The following is a 22,143-nucleotide window of genomic DNA, read 5'->3' as shown; positions in this document are numbered from 1 at the left end:
TGATTAAACTCCCGGTAAAATGGCGGCGATGGAGTAAAGCCACGAACAGATCGCGATTTGCAGCGCCCCGTATTCTTTAAGTTTGCGATACAGCGTTGCCAGGCTCATTCCCAGTTTTTCAGCGGCTTGCGTCTTGTTGTTATCGAGTTTTTCCAGCACCGCCAAGATGTAATCTTTCTCCACTTCGTGTAGCGCCCGGATATCACCAGCAACTGACGGCAGGCATAAAGTGTCACGAATTTCGTGAGGCAGGTCTTCCGGCATTATCTGTGGTCCGGCACTGAGAACCACGGCGCGCTCGATAGCATTCACCAGTTCTCGGACATTTCCCGGCCAGTTATGGCTCAGCAATAAGTCAGCGGTCTTATAATGAAATCCAGTATGGCTCTTACCTAGCTCTTGATTGAATTTCATCAGGAAGTAGCGGCTCAGAGGTAAAATATCTTCCGTTCGCTCACGTAACGGCGGAATATTGAGCTCGATCACCTTCAGACGATAGTATAGATCCTGTCGGAACTCGCCGGCTTCTACTGCCGCTTCCAAACTTTTATTAGTAGCGGAGATGATCCGCACATCGACATGGTTAGTCTCGGTATCTCCGAGTCTGCGTACTTCTTTTTCCTGCAGCACCCGCAGTAATTTCACTTGAGTGGCGGGAGACAGCTCAGCCACTTCGTCCAGAAATAAAGTACCGCCGTCAGCGGCTTCTATCAAACCACTCTTACTGCAATCGGCCCCGGTAAATGCGCCGCGCACATGGCCAAACAACTCATTTTCAAGCAGTGTTTCATTCAGCGCTCCACAGTTTATTGCCACTAAAGGCTTATCACTTCTCGGTGAATTTTTGTGGATATATTGCACCAGCTTCTCTTTACCCACGCCGCTTTCACCGGTGATAAGAACAGAAGTGGGCACTTTGGCAACATTTATCGCCATCTCCAGTAAGCTACGCATGGCATAGCTGTTGGAAACAGGATAACCGTCCTCAATAGATGTCAGTTTTAATGACAGGTTGATCTTGTCTTGCATATTGCGCGGCAATGCCTCATCCGATCGCAACACGTCGGCTAGTTGGGTCGCCACAGTTTCATTACAGATACCACTGTATACTGGCAGATAGGGCGTAATTTCCTCCCCCCACTGTTCCAGATAATTTCCCCGTAGATGACAATAACTGTCGCCTTTGGCCTGACATTCATCCTCAATAAAGTACACCGTTCGGCCTTCAAGATTGGAAACATAACCACTGGCAAATCCTATCTGCTCCCAACATACGGGGACGTTGCTCAAACCATGCATGCGTAAGTGCTGTTCTGCTTCATACAGGCTGATAAAATAGGTTTCCACCAACGGGGTAGCTTGAATACCATCTCGGCGCTGACTACTCAACACTTCACCAAAACCATACATAGAGCAGAGCAATGGCCCGAGTTTGCCTTTACGGGCTTCCGCCCAAGCGTCGGGCATCTGTCTTTTTATACGTTCGGCGACCAGCCATCCTTTAGAAAAACCAGCACGAACGATGATCGATTGCGTGATTTCCGGTCCCAGCGTGCGACATAGCTCCATCTGCTGCAAACCATGGGAAAACAGATCCGTCAGATACATGCGCTGCCCAAGAAAACTGATGGCACCACCCCTGGGTTTAAAAGACAACAACTCCCTTAGATCAAGTTCTGAGGTATTCATGCTTATTTCCACATACGGATGGTGTATTGCCAATATATGTCAGCCGCCCAAAAAACGCCGTGACTGTCTTCAATTAATACTGTGTTAAAAAATATTCCCGCCCGGGAGCAACAGGCGGGAATATTGACGACACCCTGTTCAGGGGTTATGGCACTTTAAAATCAAAGTCATGACAGTTGTTGCAATAGTTTTCTGACGCCTCGTGTTCGTGGTGGCAGTTATCGCAATCCAACGTTGGGCCATAGTGTGGCGAATCGTGCTTATCGGGTGCCCCATGATAATCCGTCTTTTTCTGGGGCAACTGATGGCATTGCACACACTGATCCGTCGATACTGCTTGAAATGGTGTCGTCGCATGACAACTATTACATTTCAACCCAGCGGCTTGATGATGCGGTTTCATGGTATTGGCTGCAAATGCCTGGATTCCCACAATCGCAGTCATGACCAACGCCGCTTTCAAGATCAATTTACACATGGTTAATTACCCGTCTAAAGCAGCGATGGTATTAAAATGAATACTTGATATAGGTCTGGAAGCGCGTCATATCGCCTTCATCCCCAGCCATGTTTTCCACTTTACCGGACATCACCCCAACAGCGTATTGCAGCTGTTTGGTAATATCCCAATAAAGATTGCTGTGCCAGGAAAACGCGGTCTTATTGGCGATAGCGGTCAACGCACCGATGTCATATCCTTCTTCATCCTGTTTTGAATAACCCGCACCAACGGTCCAACTGACATCATCGCTCAGCGCCAGGATCACCCCACCCATGATGCTTTTGAATTTCAAGGTTTCAATATCATTTGCGGTGGTTAATCCAGCCCCAGCATTAAAACCCAGTCCCGCATAACGGCCGATACCATCGCCATACATCATGCCAAGTACCGCTTTGTGGCCAGCGCCGAATTTCACGCTGGTATTCAAGGCCAAACCATAGCCAAATGCAGATTGACCATCTATCTCGAATCGTCTTAACACGGCTCGAGGCGACACGGTAAAGGTCTTATTGCCGTAAAAGTATTTCACAACCATGTCTGGCAGTTTATCTTCCGAAGATCCACTATTAACAAACACTGCCGGTCCGGCGTTACAGAAACCTAATGATGGGTTTTCCAAACTGACGGACGCGTAGTTTCCTGGCGCAAAATCGTATTGGTAACGCACCTGTGGCTGACGGACAAAGGGGTTACCTGCGTCTGATGAAAAGTCCATCGATGGCATAATGCCGGCAAAATCCATAAAGTTGGACCAAGTCTGCCCAGCTAAAATGGACTGTTTACCGTTTTGTAGCTTCATATAGGCATGACGAATACGGAAACCATTGCTGTTAGACCAGGTAGGACCATCAGCATCGATATCTGCAAAGAAATCGCCCTCGATATGAGAGGTCAGAGTACCGTATTCCGTTTCTGTTGCCGTTTTTACAAACAGTCGGCTTTCTCTGGCGGTCATGTCCAGATCGGTTTTGTCTGCATTGGCGGTGCCATCAATCGGCGTTGAGTAAACGCTGTAAAGGTCACCGTTATAAGGTGCAGTTACCGTACCGTCAGTATCATAAATCACCATCATTTTGGCATAGCCACCAAAGGTGAGCTTAGTGCCATTGACATCAAAATCCATAGCACTGGCGCTGCTGCAGGCAAGTACCATAGTCGCGCTGATGGCAGCTGCAACAGTCTTTACACGTAAATTAGCGATAGTTGTTTTCATTTGTAAATTCCCCAAATCCAGAAGAGTGCCCGGCGCGAGCACCGGGCAAAATGCCTTACGCCTTGACAACCTGCTGTCCGGCGATACGACCAAAAACAATGCAATCCGGTATTGCAACCGTGCCTAAACGACAGGCCCCATGAGTGCCTCCGGTGATTTCGCCAGCGGCGTAAAGGCCAGGAATAGGTTTGCGGGTTTCAATGTTGACCACACGCGCCTGGGTATCGATCTCAATGCCGCCCATGGTGTGATGCGCTTTAGGCCAGAAACGCACACCATAGAAAGGTGCTTGGCCCAGCGTTTTTTGTCCCATATCGAATGGTTTGGAGAATTCACTGTCTTTGCCCTGTGCCACAAAGCGGTTGTAGCGCTCCGCCTGAGCTAACAGTTCGGCTTCGGGGATCTTGTAGAATGCCGCCAGCTCGTTAAGGGTATTGAATTTATGTACTACCCCACGCTCCAGCAACTTGTCCATTACATGCTTGGCAGGCTGCATCCCCACTTCATCGCAAATACCAATGGCCGGATGCCCGGTCTTAATGATGGCATCGGCGCGGATCTTACGATCTGCAAGTTCGTTAACAAAACGCTTGCCGGTTTGTGGATCCACCATGATGCCATTGGGGTAGGCCGCGTAACCTGCAAAAATAGGTGCCAGACCAAAGCCCTTTTCATCTGGTGATGCCCACGGGCCTAATTGGATCCAGGAAAGCTGAACAGGATTACCACCAACACGGATCAATTCCTTAAGACATTCGGCAGTGGCGCCCTTATGGTTAGTCGTATCCAGTTCGGCGGTCAGACGTGGATCCTGCGTGGTGCGATAAAGCACGTCTGCAGCAAAACCACCGGCGGCCATCACCACCCCTTTGTTGGCTTTGATGAACTTGGTGTTACTGGCATCTTCTTTTCCCTGACGGTAGTTAGGGATCACTTCCAAGCCAACAATCCGTTCGCCGTCCACAATCAGCCGTTTTACATAGACTTTTTTCTGCAGTTGCACGCCCAATTCATCGCATTTTTGGAGCATTGGCTGCACGATGCCGGAACCGGATTGAATAGTCGTGGTATGTGTGCGGGGAACCGCATGGCCCCCAAAATGTGCCAGCGTATCTTTGAATTTCACGCCCAGATAATCGCGGCACCACTCAAATGCTTCATTACTTTTCTCCGCCACCATCCGCGCCTGTTGTGGATAGTTAAGCCCCAGACCCGCTTTGTACATATCGGCGACCATCAGATCTACGGAATCTTTAACGCCATGAGCCTTTTGTACGTCACTGCCCACTGCGGCCATACCACCGCCATTGATGGTGGAATTTCCCCCCGGAACAGGCATTTTTTCCAGGACGATAACGTTAGCACCAGCCTTTCTGGCTTCGATGGCGGCAGACAGACCTGCAAAGCCACTGCCAATAACTACTACGTCAAAGGTTTCGTCCCAGTGTTTTGGCACACTGACATTCTGTGCAGCTGCTTCAGTACTCAGTCCTGCCAATAGTAATCCGGACGTTGCTGTCGCCGCGCCAGAAAACTTAAGGAAATGACGTCTAGAGATATCTGTTGCGTTTTTAATATGTGTCATATTCGCCTCATTATTTCATCTTTTATTAGTTAATTAGTTATTCACATTAATCTGTATTTGAACAACTTAGTCTGGAGACAAATATGTAAAGGCAGCAAATGTGCCACATTTAATATATTAATAACTTATTGATATATAATGATTAATTTTAAATTAATAAAACACTAACTATCATAATGAGAAAGTAATTATTAAAAGTGAAACATAAGAAAAACAATAGGAAGTGAGTTAGATCTAGATATTATATCGCTAATTAAAAATAAATAATTAGATGAGAAACATCACATAAAAACCCATTTCATGAGCCACTTTTAGTTTTACAAAGTGTTCCCTATCAAACCAGTTTATTCTGTGAAATGATTAATTAATTACGTCAATTAAATCTAATAAATTATCAGCATTGATGATGGCATATTTTAGGAATAATAAAGGGTGACAATTTCACCCTTTATTATTTTGATAATCACGATTGGCGCTTACCACACCGTAGCAACCAGGCCTTTAAGGTAAAAGCCTTCGGGGAAGGCAGCTGCAATCGGATGATCAGCCGCCTGACTCAAACGCTCGGTAAACTGCGCTTCGCGTTTAGCATCCAATGCCGCATCGGCCACGATTTTCTGGAACAAATCCGCAGGCATCAAACCAGAGCAGGAAAATGTCAGCAAAGTGCCACCGGGCACTAACAACTGCATTGCCAGCATATTGATATCCTTGTAGCCACGACAGGCACCTGGTAGTTGGGCTTTGTTGTCCGCAAATTTAGGAGGATCCAGCACTACGACATCAAATTTCCGCCCTTCATCCCGATACTGCCGCAACAATTTGAATACATCGGCCTCAGTGTATTGCACCTGGCTGTCATCAAGGCCATTAAGGGCCATATTGGCTTTGGCCGTTGCCAAAGCCTGCGAGGAGACATCGACATTTTCGATACTGGCAGCACCACCTTTAGCGGCATAAACGCCAAAGGTGCCGGTGTAACAGAAGCAGTTAAGCACAGATTTCCCCGCTACGGCGCGCGCAGCAACAGCTCGGTTGTCACGTTGATCCAGATAAAATCCGGTCTTGTGCCCGGTGGTAACATCCACCGCAATCTTGACGCCATTTTCCTCAATTACCACGGGCATCGGCGGCAACTCGCCATGCAGCAGACCCGTCGTCAGCGCTAGCCCCTCTTTTTTACGGGAATCCACATCCGAGCGTTCATAGATAGCACAATCTGGATACAGTTCCGCCAGCACCGATACCAAAGTGTCGCGCCAATAGTCAGCACCAGCAGACAACAGCTGACACACCAGCACATTAGCGTAGCGGTCGATGGTAATCCCTGGCAGGCCGTCAGACTCAGCGGCAATCAAACGATAACCCGTTAGCCCTTGCCGGGCGATTAGCGCATCTCTTGCCTTTTGCGCCCGCTCAATACGACGCAGAAAAAATGCCCGGTCAATCTCTTGTTCGCGGTCAAAACTCCAGATACGCACTTGGATTTGCGATTCTGGTGACCAGGCACCACGCCCCAGCCAACGCCCATCGTGTGCCACCACATCGACAGTGGCACCGGCAAGTGGCTGGCCTTTGATGTTGTGAATACCGCTGGAAAATATCCAAGGATGATGGCGATCGAGCGATTTTTCGCGCCCCGGTTTAAGTTTGATCCTGTCCACTATGCGATGCCCTTTGGCTATGAAAACGCTGATACGGCCGCGAATGGTATCTATCACCATCGCGCTATGGCGCGCATCATACCTTAATTCTGCATTGCCTGGCAGATGCCTGGCTATCGCAAACTGATGGTGACGGTCACTGGCGTATGATCGCTGGCCATAGCGTCCAATTGATAATTTGGTCGCAGCAAGTGATCGTCATACACCCGATATTCCTTTACCTGACCCAGGCTGTGCTGGCTAGCGCCATTGAACTCCTGACTTAACAGAATATGGTCAACCGCACTGCCGCTAGCACCGTGAAAATGGCTGACGGGGCGGGCATCGGTCATTGGCTGATATTGTTGCCCTAACTCCCATGCATCATATAAGCGATAGTAACCAATGCGCTGTTGCAATTGCAGTGCGTCCAATGCGGCCAACCCTGCCGCCCGGATATCTGAGGTAAACACGCGACTACTGTCGGTCATTAAGGCGCGCATTTCGCTGCTGTCGATGGTGGCATTAAAGTCCCCCATCAGCACCATCGCATGACCACTATGGTTACGGCGTTGCAACATTGCCTGGTATAACAACGCGGCCTCGGTACCCCGTTTTACAATGGATGCCCAGCGACCGAGGGCGCTGCCCGCCAACAATGCAGGCACCCCTTGCAGACGGCTGTCCTCTGCCGTTAGCAGTGAACGAGGAGACTTAAAATGCACCACATAAATATCGGTGCTACCAATTCCAGGCAACACTGTGGTTACCCGCAGGAAACGGCGACTGGGCACAAACTCATCCATTAACCCCAGCGCTGAAATCAGTTGCCGGTCAATCTCAACGTCGCTGACATCGGTGAGTGGATAACTGCTGGCGAGTGCCACCACACTCTGATGCGCCACGAATCCTTCTATCTGCGGCTGCGCTACCGTGACAAAATAAGGTAGCCCACATTTTTCACATAATGCTTGCAGCGCATCGGGACTGAACACTTCCTGCATCGCCAATAGTTGTGGTTTGGCGGTACGGATCCAGCGAGTGATCCAGTCGCACTTTTGCAGCCATTGCAACTGAGTGTAGATGTTGTCGAATTGATGGTAGGCCAACGGTGGCGCGGCAAAGTTGTAGAGATTAAGGGTTGCGAGCGTAAAGTCATCAAACATAATGTGGCTATCAGCAAAAGGCCCTATTTGCATCTTATGCTGTCAGCCACATTTGTCCAGTCGCTCGGGAGCTTAACGCTAAGGTATCATTACCACTGTTGGCGTACCAGCCAACATATACCCTTGGCGCCGTCTGGCAGACAGTTCCGCAAAACTGTTGGACAAGATAGTGTCCACAAAGTACCAGGTGGCATCGGCCCGTTCTGCTGTGAGTTCCAGCAGTAAGTAGCCGCGTTGCAACAAGTTAGTATACTGCAAATCCGTCACCATGCTGACCACCGCTTGTTCGTAGCTATCGATTTGGCTGGGATCTAGCGCTAGATAGTCTTCCATGCCGGGTGACGTCACGGAACTGGTGGCAAATTCCACGGCCACCGCATTGCCATCCTGATCTTTGAGATTATTAGCCCAAGCGTTATGGGTGTCGCCTGCCAACACGACGGTATTTTTGCCCAGCGTCCGAATCGTCTGTAACAGTACCTCGCGCTCGTAGCCGTATCCGTCCCAGGCATCCAAGTTGTACGGAATATTGGGTAATTGCAGCAATGCTAACACCTCTGGAGTGAGTCTGGCCTGATTTGCTAGCAGATAATCCAGTTCGGCCTGCGTCAGTGTTGGATCTCCGGCCTGGGCTCTGGCGGCCAACTGCGCCAATTGCCCCAGTTCCGCATAATCACTGATGGACATCTGTTGGGTGGCGACCGCTGCAGGTAACAGCATGCGCCCCATCAGTACCTGCTGCCCAATGACCTGCCAGGTGGCCGTCGATGTTTGCAACTGTTGCTGTAACCAGGCCAATTGTGTTTGCCCCAGCATGGTGCGGCTGCTGTCCGTCAGAGCCGCCATCAGTCCCGCTTGATCAAAATTGCCATTGGCATCCAGATAATCCGCATAATCCAACTGTTTGTCACGAGCCAGCAAACGGGTATCCAACATGTGCAGATCTAATAGGTCGCCAAAACTGAAACTGCGGTAAATATCTTGATTATCCCCTGCTTGCCAAGGGCGGATCGGCAACCATTCAAAATACGCCTGCATCGCCGCTTCTTTACGCAGTTCGAAGTCACCTTCGCCATCGTTATGATTTTCTGCACCATCTTTCCAGGCATCATTCGCCACTTCATGGTCGTCCCAGATGGTAATAAAGGGCACTTTGGCATGTATTTTCTGCAGGCTGGCATCACTGCGGTATTGGGCGTAGCGAGTGCGATAGTCGCTAAGGGTTAGCAACTCATTAGCCGGTAAAACTTCACGGCCCAGCTCTGCCGCATGTTCACTGGCATACTGACCTCGACCATATTCATAGATATAGTCGCCAAGATGCAACAAAGCGTCCAGATCGTCACGCTCGGCCGCCAGAGCGAATACATTGAAATAACCTGCAGGATAATTGGAGCAGGACATGACGGCCAGTTTCACTGATGCCACCTGGCCCTGAGGCAGGGTCTTGGTAATACCTACCGATGATTGCACGTTACCAACAGCAAAGCGGTAATAGTAACGCGTCCCAGGTTTTAGTCCCACGGCATCGACTTTCACCGTGTAATCCCGTGACGCATCGGTCATTGTCTCACCATTAGTGACTAGCTGTGAGAAAGCAGCGTCAGTCGCCACTTGCCAGGAAACTTTCACCTGAGCATCAGTGACCGGGGTCACCCGAGTCCACAGGATCACGGCATCACTCAACGGATCACCACTGGCAACACCATGTTTAAAAGTTGCGGTCACAGTGTCGGTGTCATCATCATTGCTGTTACAGCCCATGAGTCCGTATGAGATTACCGCAGCGCCTATGCCTTTAGCTGACAGTGCCAGAAAGCGACGGCGGGAAAACGAGTGGGTCATGAATCATTCCTTATTTAGCTATCCTTGAATGACCCAAATTGTCAGTACTGGCGGTTACTGGTATGTGAATTTATCATTAAGTTTATAAGAAACCGCTGATTATTCATTTATCTTCAGCGCTGGCGTATGATATGACTGCGGCCAAATCCCATCCCGGCCGACACTGAGACAAGGAAACACCATGAAAGTACAGGACATAATGACAGCTAATGTGGTGTGTATCAGCGACGGCGCCACTATCAAGGATGCGCACCTGTTGATGCAGAGCCGAGGTGTAAGACACCTGCCGGTAATTTCAGAAGCCGACGGCACTTTAGTAGGTTTGCTGACACACAAGAAAATGATCGCCACGGTCGTGGGACTGCTTAATCGTTACGGTGCAGGGGCTCTGGACAGACGAGAACGCTATACCCCATTGGTGGAACTGATGGAAACCGATTTTACGCCATTAACCACCGACACAGCACTGGCAGACGTGGTGGACTATTTTATCAGTAACAAACATGGTTGCCTGCCGGTCGTCGACAGTGAACGCAAAGTCTTGGGGATTGTCACTTCGTCTGATTTTGTAAAATTATGCAGTAAGTTACTGAAGGGCCAATGACCAACGACACAAAAAAAGCGATGCCGAAGCATCGCTTTTAGGTCGAGCTAACAGCGTAGCGTTACGATGATTTTTCAACCTGATGAATAACGCCCTTATAGCCAGTCTTATCAATCGCCTGTAGCAATTTATTGGTATCAAATCCCTCGGGCACTACCACCACCGCCTGGCGGGTTTTCAGTGATGACTTGGCTTTGATCACTCCGTCCGTTTGCCGCAATACTTTATTGACCACAGTAACGCAAAGCGGACAGGTCATGGCTTCTACATCGATAATCACCGTTTCATCGGCAGCCCACACCGCCGGGCTACCAAGCAACAGTATTATCAGCATTAAACGTTTCATTCAAACCACTCCAGAATCCAGGGCAGCACATAAGGGTAAAGCTGAAAGGCGAGCACCAGCGGCACCGCGAGCCAATACAGGATTAACAGCTTAGTGCGACTGAACGTGCCGCTGCACAAGGGTCTGCGCGAAAAATACAACCGCCAAAAACCCAGTGCAATTAACCCTGTTGACAGCAGTAGCATCGGGTAATGCAACCAGGTCAGCTGTTCAACACCTGACAGACTGGCCGCCGAAATGCCAAACACCAGATACAGCAAGGGTCCGATACAACACAAACTCGAGGCTACTGCGGCGATAACCGCCGTAGCCACAGTAGCCACAAAGCCGTGGGAGCCTTGCTGGGTGTTAGCGCTGTTCGGTTGACTGGTAGTCATAAGCGAATACTTTGGGATCGTAGAAATTCACCGGATCGCCATCAACTTCAGCATAGGGGTAGGCAAAATCATTGATCGGTGTCTGTTCAGCGCTCGGATACAAATCAAAATCACGGCCATAGTTAAAGGCAATCCAGTTCATTTCCCAGTTGCCGAACAGATAATCGTTGACGGCCTGAGAGGCTGGATCCTGTTTATCCTTTTTCTCAACCAAACGCAATTTAGTCACATCTCCCGGATCGGCTGGCAACCAACCATAACCCGCCAGATAGAACATAGCGCGACAATGCTGACCGCCACTGATTTTAGCAACGCCTTTATCATCGGCACTACCAAACGCTTTATGGGAATACTTACCCAGCTTAATCGCTTGTCCAACGCGGATACCGAATACTTCTTTTGCTGGAATACCAGCAGCTCGCGCCAGTGCCACAAATACGGAACTGATATCCGTGCATTTGCCGCCCATATTGCCCGTTTTCAAAATAGTCGCCACATCGCCGGTACCACAACCGATGACATCGTTGTCGCGGAACATATTGTCGGTCACCCACAGATAGATTTTATGGGCTTTTTTCAGCGGGTTAGTTTCAGAACCGACAATTTTATCTGCCGTCTGTTTTACCAGCCCATCGACCGGAATATGGGTAGTTGGCAGCAGATAAGGTTTAACTTCGGCGGGATATTGAATCACGTCAGGCACTTTATAGTTATCCAGCTCACCGTTTTTACGCGGTTCCCAATCCTGAGTTTCAATCACAAACTCCAGTGTTAGGGTCAGTTTACTTTTGGCATCTGGCCAAGTGGCAAACAGCGTTTTGGCACCATAAGCATTACCTGTGGTGATATAAGCTTCTTGATAGTTGCCCTGATATTGCAAACTGCATACATGTTGAAAGGTCATGTCTACCGGCAGCGGTATCCACAATTTCACCACGCCAGCGGAACCTTCAGGCGCTTTTACATCATAGTTCTGCGTTACGGTAAAACGGCGGTGCCCTTCAGCGGCCGCGATGGCAGGTTTCGCCTGCACCGACGTTGCCAGCAATGGGCTGATGACCCCCGCAGTAGATAACAAGGCAGCATTCTTTAAAAAATCTCGTCTTTGCATCGTTGAGTTCCTTTATTTTTCCTACATCAAGAAGCTACCGCCAAGCCGTGCGACCGCAGTGGCAACTGCGCCTTCATCATGTCGCAACCAAGCAAACAAGTGCCTTCCAACATTAGGTTTATTATTTCAGACAACACCAAATGGCTGTGCATTACAATACACAGCCCGCTGAAAATGAAAACAGTCATTTTGTCCCGACGACGCGAGAATATTAGCGTTCGCTCACAAAATACAAAAGCTTGTGGATTGCCCGTCGCAGGGATATTTGCAACAGGCATTTTATCTGCATTATTTGCCGATTGCTGTCAACGCAATCCCACTTCTACATCGCGGATAATAAAATTACCGGAATAAATAGGGTGGACCTCCCCCAGCGGTTCCAGCTCAAAAAACTGTTTGTGTTCATCACTCAGCCCTTCGAAACCACCGATCACCTGAAACAGCCAACTTTCGGCATCCCAGGGTAACTGTTGCGATTCAAGATACTGCAACGCCGATTGGTTGCGGCCGGAATCAATAACCGCACAAAAATATTCTTCTACCGCTTGTTTCAACGGATTATCAGGAATATCAAAGGCTTCAGCGGCAATGACCGCCACAGGTTGCGCCTGTTGCACCGCATGCTGTGGCAGATTTTCACGGCTGATAGCTTTAATGCCGGCCACCAGCGCCAACAGTTGCGGTTCATGCTGCGGATTGTGTACATCCACCGCTGCGGGCGCCAGCAAGGACTGCGCCTGGTTAAACAGCGACGGGATCTGCTTGTGGGCCACATGGTCGGCCACTTCATAATCTGGATGCAGATCGGTATACAGTAACCAGCCTTTTAGCAGCCGAGTGCGCCCCTGAATTTTACGAAAACGCCCCAGCAGCTCCAGCAAACGCCCCTGCACCACACTGAGTTCTTGTGCACAAGAGCTGAGGGTTTCCTGTAAACTGGTGACCAACAAACGCCGCAGTTCGCGGATATCGCCCGCCAGCTCGCCCAGATCATGGAATTCAATCATCTCCAAACCGTTTAGCAATTCGGAGACCTGGCTCTGTGCCAACTCATTTTCACGGATTTTGGCGCTGATTGATCCCACATAACCGAATTCATTATTGATGCGGCCCCACAACACCCGAATTGAGTAGCGCAGATTTTCGGTAAAGCTGTATACCTGTTCAGATAAATCGGCCAGATAAGCTTCAGCAGCACTGTAGTCAACACTGGCACGGGCTTCACGGTAGTGACTCGCCAATGTTTTGATAGTCGCCAGCGCCGAACCGACATTGGCATTGATCTGCCGGTTACGCTCGTCTTTTAGTCCGTCTTCCAGCAAGGCCCGGACGTTGCGGGACAAACGCAGCGGCTCTCCAGGTTCCGGGCGCCACAGAATGCCATTATCAGTGAGTTTTTTTACCGTACCAGGTTCCAGCTTTGCTTCATCGATGCTGCCGCCAAGATAGGTATCCATCACCAGCTCGGCATGGCGGCCAAGCAAGCGCAACAGCTTGACCCCGGCCTGATGTAAGTTGCTGCTCATAGCAGATCCCTCTGACTGGCGGTTTCTGCCTGCGCCTCCAGACTCAGGCTCTCTGTTTCATCGATAAAACGGATCACTTCATACAGATAATCCAGTTTACCGGTGGCGAGATATATCTGCTTTTCCGGGTTTGGTCGTAACAAGTAACCCAGTTCCACCAGCCGTTTGAATACCAGTTTAATCTGTCCATCAACGCTGCTGGAGCTGGAACCAAATAGTCGATATTGGCTCAGTTTCGCCAGTTGTTCACGAAATGCAGGCGTATCTTCAATGCGGCTTTGTAATTCGGTTAGGCGCACTGGTGCACCTTCCGTCAACGGCGCGTCCTGACCACTGGCTTCCTGCACCAGTACCAGCCATTCCACTAACGGGATCAGCGACTGGCAAATTTCGCGGAACTGCGCCGAAATCAGCTTGCGTTCGTTGTCGCCGAGATTAACGTAGCCGCAAAAGAACACTTCACCTTCTGCGGCGTGGGCCACCGTGCGATTGATCTGGTTCAGATAGGCTTCCACCCGATCGCGGGTAGCCGGATTTTTCAATGCCCGCCAGCCTTCTTCACAGGTAGTACGACAGATAAATTCACCACGCAGTAAGCGTTCAATCAGCTCACCGTGGGCTATGATTTCGCTCATTACACTGTCTCCTTCGCCAGACGTTCACTGAGTTTTTGGGCAATCGGGTCCAGTTTGGGTTTCACTAGCTGCAAGCGCTTGGTCTGCTTATTGATGATGTAACGGTTAACAAACAGATTAAGCACTTCCGATTCTGGATTGGGAAATGCCCCGAGCACACAGATATTATTGTTCTCGCAAGCATCAAAAATTTTCTTCACATTGCTGTGATGTAAGGTACCCAGTTCATCAATCGGCCAGTGGATGGTGACATCCGCTTTACCTCGTAACAGCCGAGTAAAAGCCAACAGAAACTTACACAGGATCAGATAGGCCATACCGTGGCTGGACGACTCATTGAGCTGACGGTCGGTGCGGATAATCAGGTCTGAGTTGCCTTCTTTCAGCCGCAACTCAATCTCCAGCAGCTTGGCAATGCCGCCAGTGAGCGCCGCACGGCCGATGATGTCCAACGCCCGGCGCATACTGTCGGTATAGTGTTCATCCGGCAACTTACTGAAACCATCCGCTTTCCAAGCTCGGAAGGCTTTGACAAAGGTTTCCAACTCCGGCCAAAACTCCAGTTCACTGATGCGGGAACGGATCTTCACCGCAGACTCCGAAACCCCTTCGAGGAACAACTCTTCACCCACTTCGCGGGTAATACGCGCACTTTGCGAGGCAATGCGGCGGTCAATATCGGCCAACACATCGTAAAACGAAGTCAGATCAATACCGAAGATACGGCCTTGTTCACGCAATGCCGTGATCGATTGCGGCACCATCACGTTCAGCAGTTGCGCCAGTGCGGGCACCAATTTGTGGTAATCCAGCAGGCGAATGCCTTTATCGGTGACATAGCTGCATTCTTCGCGGGCGCGCTCCCAGGTTTCTGACAGGCTAGAGCCAGATTTGGCCGCAATCACCTGATCGAAATGATCGACATACTGTTTCACTGAACCCAACAGATAGTCGCGCTTGAGCAATAACTCTTCGCCCTGACGCATGCGTTCGCTGATGCTGCCAGGGGTTTCTTCATTATTTTTCGGCAGTTTCAGGTCGCTGAGTTTGCGCAACAGTCCGCGCAATTTACTGAGATTTTCCGAGGCTTCTACCTGCGCCGCATTAGACTGACGCAAGCTATTTTCCAGCTGTTGCCGCTGTTGTTTCACGTCGCTGGCACGGTTTTTCAATTGTTGATCGAGCGCCGAGAGTGCCTGCTTCACCTTTGCCAGTTCACTCACCAGCTTCGGCTTACGCTGCAACCAAGTATGCTGGTACCAATCTTCATAACGCAACACCTCGCTACGGCGCTGCTCAGCATTGGCAATCTGCCCCTCCAGTTCGCGCATCTGCCGTTTCAGCGCCACAATTTCATCTTCGTTAATGCCGCGGGATTTGAGCTCATTGCGGTACCAGCTATCGCAGGCTTTCTGTTCCTCTTTGGCGCGCTCGCGGCGTTGTCCAATGCTGTCACGGATGGTTTGTAGCTGCTGTTCAATGGCTCCGATGACATCCTGCCAGTACACCTGGTTTTCCATGCGTGCTTCCAGCGCCAGCGATTTTTGCTCATCGACCCATTCAAGATGCTGGTTATTGAGCAGTTTCATCTCATGTTCGAGCTGTGTCAGCCGTTTTCCGGCCTCGGTTTTGCGAGCCGCCAACGCCCGATTGATCTCGCTCTGGGCATTGCGGCGCTCTTCCATCAATCGCCGTAAATCTTCCCGTAAATTCTTGTAACTGGTGCGTGCCATGGTCAATTCACGCCCCAGATTATCCAGCGCTGTATTGGCGGCAACCAGTTGCTCTTCCGCCTGCTGTTTTAACCCTTCGGCGTGTTGCAGCGCATCTTCTGCCTGTGCCAACCGCGCCCGCAACTCTGGTTCACTGGCGGCATAGGCCGGAATATCCAGCGCTTTCAAATCCAGCGTCAGGCCATAAAAACTATCGCTTTCGCCTAGATAACCGGGGTGCAGATCGCTACGATGCAGCAGTTCTGGATTCACTACTTTACCCAGATGTTGCTCCCATCCCGGCAGTTCACGCCGCAGAAACTCCAGCAAGGTATGCGACTGCGGAAACAGCATTTGCCGAATATCGTCCAATTCCCCTTGGCGCTCATTGACTCGCAGTGCTGCTAGTCGCAAGGCTTCGGTTGCCTGATCGCGTTGTGCTCGGAGTTTGCGTTCTTCGCCGCTCAAGCGCTCCACACCAACGCTAGCGGCTTCCTGCTCGGTATCCGCCCGTTCAATACGTTCGTCGAACACCGCCAACGTCAGTTTTTCCTCTTCGGTGTAACTGACATTATTTACCTGCAGTTGTTGCTCGGCCGCCGACAACTTCAGTTGATATTGTTGTTCCTGAAACTTGGCTTTGCCCGCGTCAATGCGTTCACGCCATTCGTTGTCGAGTTTGGTGGTATCTTCGCTGGCGAGCAGTTTTTGTTTGTCCAGTTGTTCCCGTTGTTCGTCCTGCTGTTGATGCAGTTTTTCCAGTTCACGGTTGAGCTGCTCGCCAATTTTGCTGCGTCTGGCGTTATAGGCGGCTTCAACGTCCTGATGCTTTTCAGTCAGCAGTTTGTGGCGTTCACTCAGGTTTTCCAGATCGGCACGCCATAGCGGCAACTGTTCCAGATGCGCTTTTGCCTGTTCAATATCCGCGTCCAGATAGGCGTTTTGCTGATTTTCGATGCTGTCGAGTTCATCTTCCAGCTTGTTGGCATCACCTTTGGCGGCCGACAATTCTTGGTTCAGCTCATCGCGCTGCTCTTTCCACTGTTCATCCAGTGTTTTCAGGCGGAAATTACACTCCTGCGATAAAGTTTGCTGTTGCTCTTGGCGTTGGCTTTCCAGCACTTCGTCATGTCGGTAGCCCTGCGATAAACTGGCTAAGCGCAACTCGGCTGCCTGCAGTTCATTATATTCCAGATCCAGTTTGTCGAATTCCGGACGGATTTTTTCAAAACCAGCAATCAGTTGGCTTTCGCGGATCCAAGACTCAACCCGCTGCGGATTGATGCTGGACGTTGGCGGATTTACCCCATCTTCTTCCAAAATAGCGGCAATCATCGACTTGACGGTTTCCATTTTACCCTCTTTCGAGTGCACCGCTTTAGCCAGTTTCTCAATATGGCGCAGCGAATGATCGGCCTCGCACAGCGAAAACAGCCGCGCATAATTACGCAGTTCACTGCGGTTGCTGCCGGTATTCAACAAGCTGCGATCATTTTGGATAATGGCGCGATATTCACGGGTATTAAGCAGATTGGAATATTCGACGCCGAGCCGTTTCATCTCGCGCCCCAATTCCGCCATGGTATGACACAGGATGGTGTCGCCATTCTGCGACTTGATGTAATCCTCAAGCTCAAAGCCCTTGGCGATAAATCGGTAATTAACCCCCTTGCCATCACCCGCCGAGGCCAGCACAGCCTGATACAGCAAGCCGTCGGCTTTCTGATATTCATAGATGATGTAACTGGATTCTCGCGGCAGATACCAACGTTCAAAACTATCACGGGTTGATGGCACCACCCGGCTCGGATATTCGCCATAAAACACCGGCACTAAGCGCTGCAAGGTGGTTTTACCGGAGGCGTTGGTACCACAGATATTGGTATGACCGTCAAGACGTAGTTCCACCACGCCCGGCAGATGGGTGTCAATCAACAGGATTCGGGTAAGGCTTGGCATAGTTATCCTTGTTATACAGAGAGAACGGTGACTCACGGCAATACCGTTCACGCAGGCAGCGTCTGGCCGCTTTATCTTAGCTCGTCAATGAGGCCACTAAAGTAAAGGAAAGCCCTGATGTTGGCAACGCCAGAGCGATGGCGGCGTGACCGCGATTACTCAGGCTTAAACAGGCCGATAACCTGACCTTGGGCCTTGTCGGCTACCTTGGCGTCGGTTTGCTGTTCATGGTAACCGCATTCAATACACTCGACCGTTTCCACACCGTTATCTTTATAGAGGACGATGCTATCGAGCGCCTGACATTTAGGGCAACGGACACCGGCAACAAAACGTTTTCTGGATTTGCTCATTTTCTATTCAATTACAGAGAGTTTAATGGCTATTTTGCCACATTCTGTGGCATCAACGTAAGTTTGCCGCATCAGTGCTATAGCGAAAGCCGCCGCATGTGGGCTATCATCGACGTTTTCACTTGTATCACTATTGCGTTAACCCATGATCACCATTTCTCACGCGCAACTCATCCGCGGCAGTAAAGTACTGCTGGATGATGCCTCCGTCACCCTTTACCCCGGCCACAAAGTGGGGTTAGTCGGCGCCAACGGCACCGGCAAATCTTCACTGCTGGCACTGATCATGGGCAAACTGCACCTTGATAAAGGCGATATCAGCGTTCCGGCCCAATGGCGCATTGCCACCGTAGCGCAAGAAACGCCAGCACTGGATATGGCAGCGCTGGAATATGTCCTCGATGGCGACCGTGAATTTCGCGAGCTGGAAAATCAGTTAAAACTGGCGGAACAGCGTAATGACGGCAATGCCATCGCCTTGTTGCACGGCAAGCTTGATGCCATTGGTGCCTACAGTATTCGCGCCCGCGCTGGCAGTCTGCTAGCAGGACTCGGATTTAGTGACCCACAGCAAAGTCAGCCGGTAAAGAGCTTTTCTGGTGGCTGGCGTATGCGTCTCAACTTAGCGCAAGCACTGCTGTGCCGCTCTGAATTACTGCTGCTGGACGAACCCACCAACCACTTGGATCTGGATACTATGTTCTGGCTGGAAGGTTGGCTCAAGAGTTATCAGGGCACGCTGGTGCTGATCAGTCACGATCGTGATTTCGTCGATGCGATTGTGGAAGAGATTATCCATGTTGAAAATCAGAAGCTGAATTTCTACCGCGGCAACTACACCGCATTTGAAGCCGTACGCGCCGAGCGCATGGCACAGCAGCAAGTTGCTTATGAAAAGCAGCAACGCGAGCGGGCGCACATGCAGTCTTACGTCGACCGTTTCCGTTATAAAGCCAGTAAAGCGCGACAGGCACAAAGCCGCCTCAAGGCACTGGAGAAAATGACCGAATTGCTACCTGCGGCGGTCGATAATCCGTTCCAGATGGCATTCCGTCCACCTTCGGCACTGCCCAATCCTTTGGTGATGATGGAAAACGTCGCGGTTGGTTACGGCGAAACCACTATTCTCAACTCGGTGCATCTTAATCTGGTGCCGGGAGCCCGCATCGGTTTGCTGGGACGCAACGGTGCCGGGAAATCGACCTTTATTAAACTGCTGGCCGGGCAACTTGAGCCACAGCGCGGTAAGTACCAGCCGAATCCCGGCCTCAATATCGGTTATTTTGCGCAGCATCAAGTGGAATATCTGCGTCTAGATGATTCACCGCTGCAACATCTGCAACGGCTGGCACCAGAGCAGAGAGAGCAGGAACTGCGGGACTTCCTCGGTGGTTTTGGTTTTCAGGGTGATATGGCGCTGTCGCCAGTACGTCCGTTTTCCGGCGGGGAGAAAGCGCGCTTGGTACTAGCCTTGCTGGTGTGGCAACGACCAAATCTGCTACTGCTAGACGAACCCACCAACCATCTGGATTTAGAGATGCGCCACGCGCTAACGCTCGCTTTACAGGATTTTGAAGGCGCCATGGTGATTGTCTCTCACGACCGCCATCTGCTACGCCTCACCTGTGACGATTACTATCTGGTAGACAGCGGTAAAGTTGAGCATTTCGCTGGCGATTTGGAAGACTATCACCAGTGGTTATTAGACGCCGCCAAAGCCGCTAGGCCACAACCACAGGCTGATAGTAAACCGCAACAGGATAAAAAACTGCAGAAACGCCAAGAGGCGGAGTTACGGCAAAAGCTATCACCGCTGAAAAAGCAGCAGGGCAAGCTGGAAGATGAGCAGCAAAAAGTGACTGAACGATTGGCTGAACTGGAAAACCTGCTGGCGGATACTGAATTATATGAAGAGCAACATAAGGCCAAACTGACCGAAGTATTGGCTGAACGCACCCAACTCAACCAGCAGTTGGAACAGAGTGAATTGAGCTGGCTAGAGTTACAGGAACAGATTGACGGCATAGAGCAAACCGCCACCTCTGTATAAAGCCATTGAGGATGGTTATTAGTTAAGCAAGGAGCCGAACGTGTCATCACAAAGCATTTTTACGTCGTCATTGTGGCAGGCATGTGAACAGTATTATCCGGCTGTAGAAGTCACAGCCTTGCAGTTGCAGGACCGACACGGGGTTATCATCAATCTGCTGTTATTGGCACTGGAGCTGGATCATCAACGGCTGCGTCTGGCACCGCAACGCTGGCAGCAACTACACGATGTTGTCAGCCAGTGGCAGCAACGTATACTGGTGCCCTATCGGCAACTCAGACGACTATCCAAAACACATGTTGACCAAGACGTCTACCAACAGATGTTGCAATTAGAGTTACTGCTGGAACACAAGTGTCAGCAATTTATCTTGCAGCAGTTATGGAATGAAATCCCCGAACCACAAACCACGGGGCAATCTAACTTGCGGGACTATCTGACGCTATTGCAACTTGATTTGCGGGATTACCCGATGCTCGCACAGCAGGATCACCTCTATGGTAAACTCGCAGTGAGTCTGTAATTCACGAGCTATTATGCAACCGTTATTTTCGCCTCCTTGGTGGGGCAGTAATCCACATCTCCAAACCATTTTGCCAGTGCTGACAAAAATCGCCAAGGTCGCCTTACAACGCGAACGGGTGGAGCTAGAAGATGGGGATTTTATCGACCTAGACTGGCTATCAACACCACTGAGCGGCCAACCGTTACTGGTGCTATTACACGGTCTAGAAGGCAGCGCTGACTCACACTATGCCAGACGTATGTTAACAGCATGTGCCCGGCAACAACTTGCGGCGGTAGTGCATCATCATCGAGGCTGTTCTGGCGAGCCTAACCGGCTTAACCGTAGCTATCACAGTGGTGATACAGGGGATATTGGTCATACGCTAAAACTGCTCAGACAACGTTATCCACAGTCGCCGCTATTGGCAGTGGGCTACAGTCTAGGCGGCAATGTACTGGCAAAGTATCAAGGTGAACAAGGTAATGCCAGCCTACTTAGCCGCGCGGCAGTGGTGTCGGCACCGCTTGAACTGGCAGGCTGTTCGCGCAAACTGGAACGTGGTTTTTCTCGGTTGTATCAACGCTACCTGCTGCGGCAACTGCAGCAAAAGATGCTGGCTAAGATAGCGCTTTCTCCGTTGCCAGTACTGCAGGATGGTAACCGCGTACGGCAACTGAACACTTTCTATAAATTTGATGACCAACTTACCGGGCCAATGCACGGTTTCGCGGGTGCCGACGATTATTATCGCCGTGCCAGTGCCTTGCCGTTAATTGGCCATATCACGCGACCGACCTTGTTCATCCATGCCGCGGATGATCCCTTTATGAGCCATTCAGTGATCCCAGATACCACGAGCTTACCCACCTGTGTACAATACGAGTTGTACCCTCATGGTGGCCATGTTGGTTTTATCGATGGCGGTACCCCTTGGCGCCCACAATATTTTCTAGAACGACGCCTGCTGCAGTATCTGCTGGAGGATGAAAATGCTGGTACCCTATGAAGCGCTACTACAGTTGCCGACAGCCACCCTGGACAACCTGATCCGTGAATATCTGCTGTCTCATGTGGAGGATGGCAGTTTTAGCGATCTTGATGAAACCGTTATTCAGCGGGCAATAGACCGATGCCGCCAAGCGTTAAAAAAAGGCGAGCTGCTCGTTGAATATAGCGAGGAAGATGAATCTATCGCTATCCGTTCCCGAGAACAGATTATTCAGCGAACCACCAACAGCGAAGATTGACCGAACCGGCCTAGTGCCGTATAAGTAACTGCCTGCCGTTACAGTATCATAACATTTTGCGACGTAGTTCCG

General features: G+C 50.5%; 19 protein-coding genes. 5 read left to right on the top strand and 14 right to left on the bottom strand.

Features of this window, described 5'->3' with window-relative positions; all coding sequences use genetic code 11:
• Nucleotides 1-3: 3 nt before the first annotated feature.
• The 7 genes from IE064_RS05665 to IE064_RS05635 all read right to left on the bottom strand — a co-directional run bounded on the left by IE064_RS05665 (nucleotide 4) and on the right by IE064_RS05635 (nucleotide 9,643).
• Nucleotides 4-1,689, bottom strand: a complete 1,686-nt coding sequence (locus IE064_RS05665; protein WP_189617012.1) for a sigma-54-dependent Fis family transcriptional regulator — start codon at nucleotides 1,687-1,689, stop codon at nucleotides 4-6.
• A gap of 145 nt (nucleotides 1,690-1,834) precedes the next feature.
• Complete coding sequence (locus IE064_RS05660) at nucleotides 1,835-2,167, bottom strand: cytochrome c3 family protein (protein WP_133039834.1); 333 nt, start codon at nucleotides 2,165-2,167, stop codon at nucleotides 1,835-1,837.
• Nucleotides 2,168-2,198: 31 nt separating this feature from the next.
• Entirely contained in the window at nucleotides 2,199-3,404 is a 1,206-nt protein-coding gene (locus IE064_RS05655; protein WP_133039835.1) for a DcaP family trimeric outer membrane transporter, read from the bottom strand.
• A gap of 55 nt (nucleotides 3,405-3,459) precedes the next feature.
• Nucleotides 3,460-4,989 carry a flavocytochrome c gene (locus IE064_RS05650; protein WP_189617011.1) on the bottom strand — a complete coding sequence of 510 codons (1,530 nt, stop codon included), beginning with the start codon at nucleotides 4,987-4,989 and terminating at the stop codon, nucleotides 3,460-3,462.
• A gap of 476 nt (nucleotides 4,990-5,465) precedes the next feature.
• Nucleotides 5,466-6,656 (bottom strand): class I SAM-dependent methyltransferase, encoded by a 1,191-nt coding sequence (locus IE064_RS05645; RefSeq protein ID WP_189617058.1) that lies wholly within the window; start codon nucleotides 6,654-6,656, stop codon nucleotides 5,466-5,468.
• Nucleotides 6,657-6,766: 110 nt separating this feature from the next.
• Nucleotides 6,767-7,831, bottom strand: a complete 1,065-nt coding sequence (locus tag IE064_RS05640) for an endonuclease/exonuclease/phosphatase family protein (RefSeq protein ID WP_189617010.1) — start codon at nucleotides 7,829-7,831, stop codon at nucleotides 6,767-6,769.
• 45 nt (nucleotides 7,832-7,876) lie between these two features.
• A complete protein-coding gene (locus IE064_RS05635) occupies nucleotides 7,877-9,643 on the bottom strand; it encodes an alkaline phosphatase D family protein (protein WP_189617009.1) in 1,767 nt (588 codons plus the stop codon).
• A gap of 181 nt (nucleotides 9,644-9,824) precedes the next feature.
• Between IE064_RS05635 and IE064_RS05630 the strand changes: the two genes are divergently transcribed.
• Nucleotides 9,825-10,247 (top strand): CBS domain-containing protein, encoded by a 423-nt coding sequence (locus IE064_RS05630; RefSeq protein WP_189617008.1) that lies wholly within the window; start codon nucleotides 9,825-9,827, stop codon nucleotides 10,245-10,247.
• 61 nt (nucleotides 10,248-10,308) lie between these two features.
• On the opposite strand, the gene IE064_RS05625 is transcribed toward IE064_RS05630, so the two are convergent.
• The 7 genes from IE064_RS05625 to IE064_RS05595 all read right to left on the bottom strand — a co-directional run bounded on the left by IE064_RS05625 (nucleotide 10,309) and on the right by IE064_RS05595 (nucleotide 18,266).
• On the bottom strand, nucleotides 10,309-10,593 hold the full coding sequence (locus tag IE064_RS05625) for a heavy-metal-associated domain-containing protein (RefSeq protein WP_133039882.1): 285 nt from the start codon (nucleotides 10,591-10,593) through the stop codon (nucleotides 10,309-10,311).
• Nucleotides 10,590-10,907: a mercuric transporter MerT family protein gene (locus IE064_RS05620; protein WP_133039892.1), complete on the bottom strand. Its 318-nt coding sequence runs from the start codon at nucleotides 10,905-10,907 to the stop codon at nucleotides 10,590-10,592. The genes IE064_RS05625 and IE064_RS05620 overlap by 4 nt, the downstream gene beginning before the upstream one ends.
• Before the next feature lie 34 nt (nucleotides 10,908-10,941).
• On the bottom strand, nucleotides 10,942-12,081 hold the full coding sequence (locus tag IE064_RS05615; protein ID WP_189617007.1) for a transglutaminase-like domain-containing protein: 1,140 nt from the start codon (nucleotides 12,079-12,081) through the stop codon (nucleotides 10,942-10,944).
• Nucleotides 12,082-12,386: 305 nt separating this feature from the next.
• A complete protein-coding gene (locus IE064_RS05610; protein ID WP_189617006.1) occupies nucleotides 12,387-13,607 on the bottom strand; it encodes a phosphoenolpyruvate carboxylase in 1,221 nt (406 codons plus the stop codon).
• Nucleotides 13,604-14,242 (bottom strand): hypothetical protein, encoded by a 639-nt coding sequence (locus IE064_RS05605; protein WP_189617005.1) that lies wholly within the window; start codon nucleotides 14,240-14,242, stop codon nucleotides 13,604-13,606. The genes IE064_RS05610 and IE064_RS05605 overlap by 4 nt, the downstream gene beginning before the upstream one ends.
• Nucleotides 14,242-17,913 (bottom strand): ATP-binding protein, encoded by a 3,672-nt coding sequence (locus IE064_RS05600; RefSeq protein WP_189617004.1) that lies wholly within the window; start codon nucleotides 17,911-17,913, stop codon nucleotides 14,242-14,244. The genes IE064_RS05605 and IE064_RS05600 overlap by 1 nt, the downstream gene beginning before the upstream one ends.
• Before the next feature lie 155 nt (nucleotides 17,914-18,068).
• Nucleotides 18,069-18,266, bottom strand: coding sequence for a YheV family putative zinc ribbon protein (locus IE064_RS05595; RefSeq protein WP_189617003.1), 198 nt, complete (start codon nucleotides 18,264-18,266; stop codon nucleotides 18,069-18,071).
• Between the two features lie 145 nt (nucleotides 18,267-18,411).
• Here IE064_RS05595 and IE064_RS05590 point away from each other — a divergent pair, with 145 nt between their 5' ends.
• The 4 genes from IE064_RS05590 to IE064_RS05575 are packed head-to-tail and all read left to right on the top strand — an operon-like array spanning nucleotide 18,412 to nucleotide 22,071.
• Nucleotides 18,412-20,316: an ABC transporter ATP-binding protein gene (locus tag IE064_RS05590; RefSeq protein WP_189617002.1), complete on the top strand. Its 1,905-nt coding sequence runs from the start codon at nucleotides 18,412-18,414 to the stop codon at nucleotides 20,314-20,316.
• A 40-nt stretch (nucleotides 20,317-20,356) separates the two neighbouring features.
• Nucleotides 20,357-20,839 (top strand): TIGR02444 family protein, encoded by a 483-nt coding sequence (locus tag IE064_RS05585; RefSeq protein WP_189617001.1) that lies wholly within the window; start codon nucleotides 20,357-20,359, stop codon nucleotides 20,837-20,839.
• A gap of 13 nt (nucleotides 20,840-20,852) precedes the next feature.
• Nucleotides 20,853-21,830 (top strand): hydrolase, encoded by a 978-nt coding sequence (locus IE064_RS05580; RefSeq protein ID WP_189617000.1) that lies wholly within the window; start codon nucleotides 20,853-20,855, stop codon nucleotides 21,828-21,830.
• Entirely contained in the window at nucleotides 21,814-22,071 is a 258-nt protein-coding gene (locus IE064_RS05575; RefSeq protein ID WP_133039873.1) for a YheU family protein, read from the top strand. The genes IE064_RS05580 and IE064_RS05575 overlap by 17 nt, the downstream gene beginning before the upstream one ends.
• Nucleotides 22,072-22,143 lie beyond the last annotated feature (72 nt).

This window comes from Shewanella fodinae (assembly GCF_014651955.1).
GTDB lineage: Bacteria > Pseudomonadota > Gammaproteobacteria > Enterobacterales > Shewanellaceae > Shewanella > Shewanella fodinae.
This window is presented reverse-complemented; position numbering and strand designations above follow the sequence as displayed.

Bases quoted from the DNA above. Each gene is read 5' to 3' on its own strand.
- IE064_RS05655 (WP_133039835.1), bottom strand. From the start codon at position 3,404: ATGAAAACAACTATCGCTAATTTACGTGTAAAGACTGTTGCAGCTGCC.
- IE064_RS05650 (WP_189617011.1), bottom strand. From the start codon at position 4,989: ATGACACATATTAAAAACGCAACAGATATCTCTAGACGTCATTTCCTT.
- IE064_RS05640 (WP_189617010.1), bottom strand. From the start codon at position 7,831: ATGCAAATAGGGCCTTTTGCTGATAGCCACATTATGTTTGATGACTTT.
- IE064_RS05575 (WP_133039873.1), top strand. From the start codon at position 21,814: ATGCTGGTACCCTATGAAGCGCTACTACAGTTGCCGACAGCCACCCTG.
- IE064_RS05595 (WP_189617003.1), bottom strand. From the start codon at position 18,266: ATGAGCAAATCCAGAAAACGTTTTGTTGCCGGTGTCCGTTGCCCTAAA.
- IE064_RS05610 (WP_189617006.1), bottom strand. From the start codon at position 13,607: ATGAGCAGCAACTTACATCAGGCCGGGGTCAAGCTGTTGCGCTTGCTT.
- IE064_RS05590 (WP_189617002.1), top strand. From the start codon at position 18,412: ATGATCACCATTTCTCACGCGCAACTCATCCGCGGCAGTAAAGTACTG.
- IE064_RS05615 (WP_189617007.1), bottom strand. From the start codon at position 12,081: ATGCAAAGACGAGATTTTTTAAAGAATGCTGCCTTGTTATCTACTGCG.
- IE064_RS05580 (WP_189617000.1), top strand. From the start codon at position 20,853: ATGCAACCGTTATTTTCGCCTCCTTGGTGGGGCAGTAATCCACATCTC.
- IE064_RS05625 (WP_133039882.1), bottom strand. From the start codon at position 10,593: ATGAAACGTTTAATGCTGATAATACTGTTGCTTGGTAGCCCGGCGGTG.
- IE064_RS05635 (WP_189617009.1), bottom strand. From the start codon at position 9,643: ATGACCCACTCGTTTTCCCGCCGTCGCTTTCTGGCACTGTCAGCTAAA.
- IE064_RS05600 (WP_189617004.1), bottom strand. From the start codon at position 17,913: ATGCCAAGCCTTACCCGAATCCTGTTGATTGACACCCATCTGCCGGGC.
- IE064_RS05630 (WP_189617008.1), top strand. From the start codon at position 9,825: ATGAAAGTACAGGACATAATGACAGCTAATGTGGTGTGTATCAGCGAC.
- IE064_RS05605 (WP_189617005.1), bottom strand. From the start codon at position 14,242: ATGAGCGAAATCATAGCCCACGGTGAGCTGATTGAACGCTTACTGCGT.
- IE064_RS05660 (WP_133039834.1), bottom strand. From the start codon at position 2,167: ATGTGTAAATTGATCTTGAAAGCGGCGTTGGTCATGACTGCGATTGTG.
- IE064_RS05665 (WP_189617012.1), bottom strand. From the start codon at position 1,689: ATGAATACCTCAGAACTTGATCTAAGGGAGTTGTTGTCTTTTAAACCC.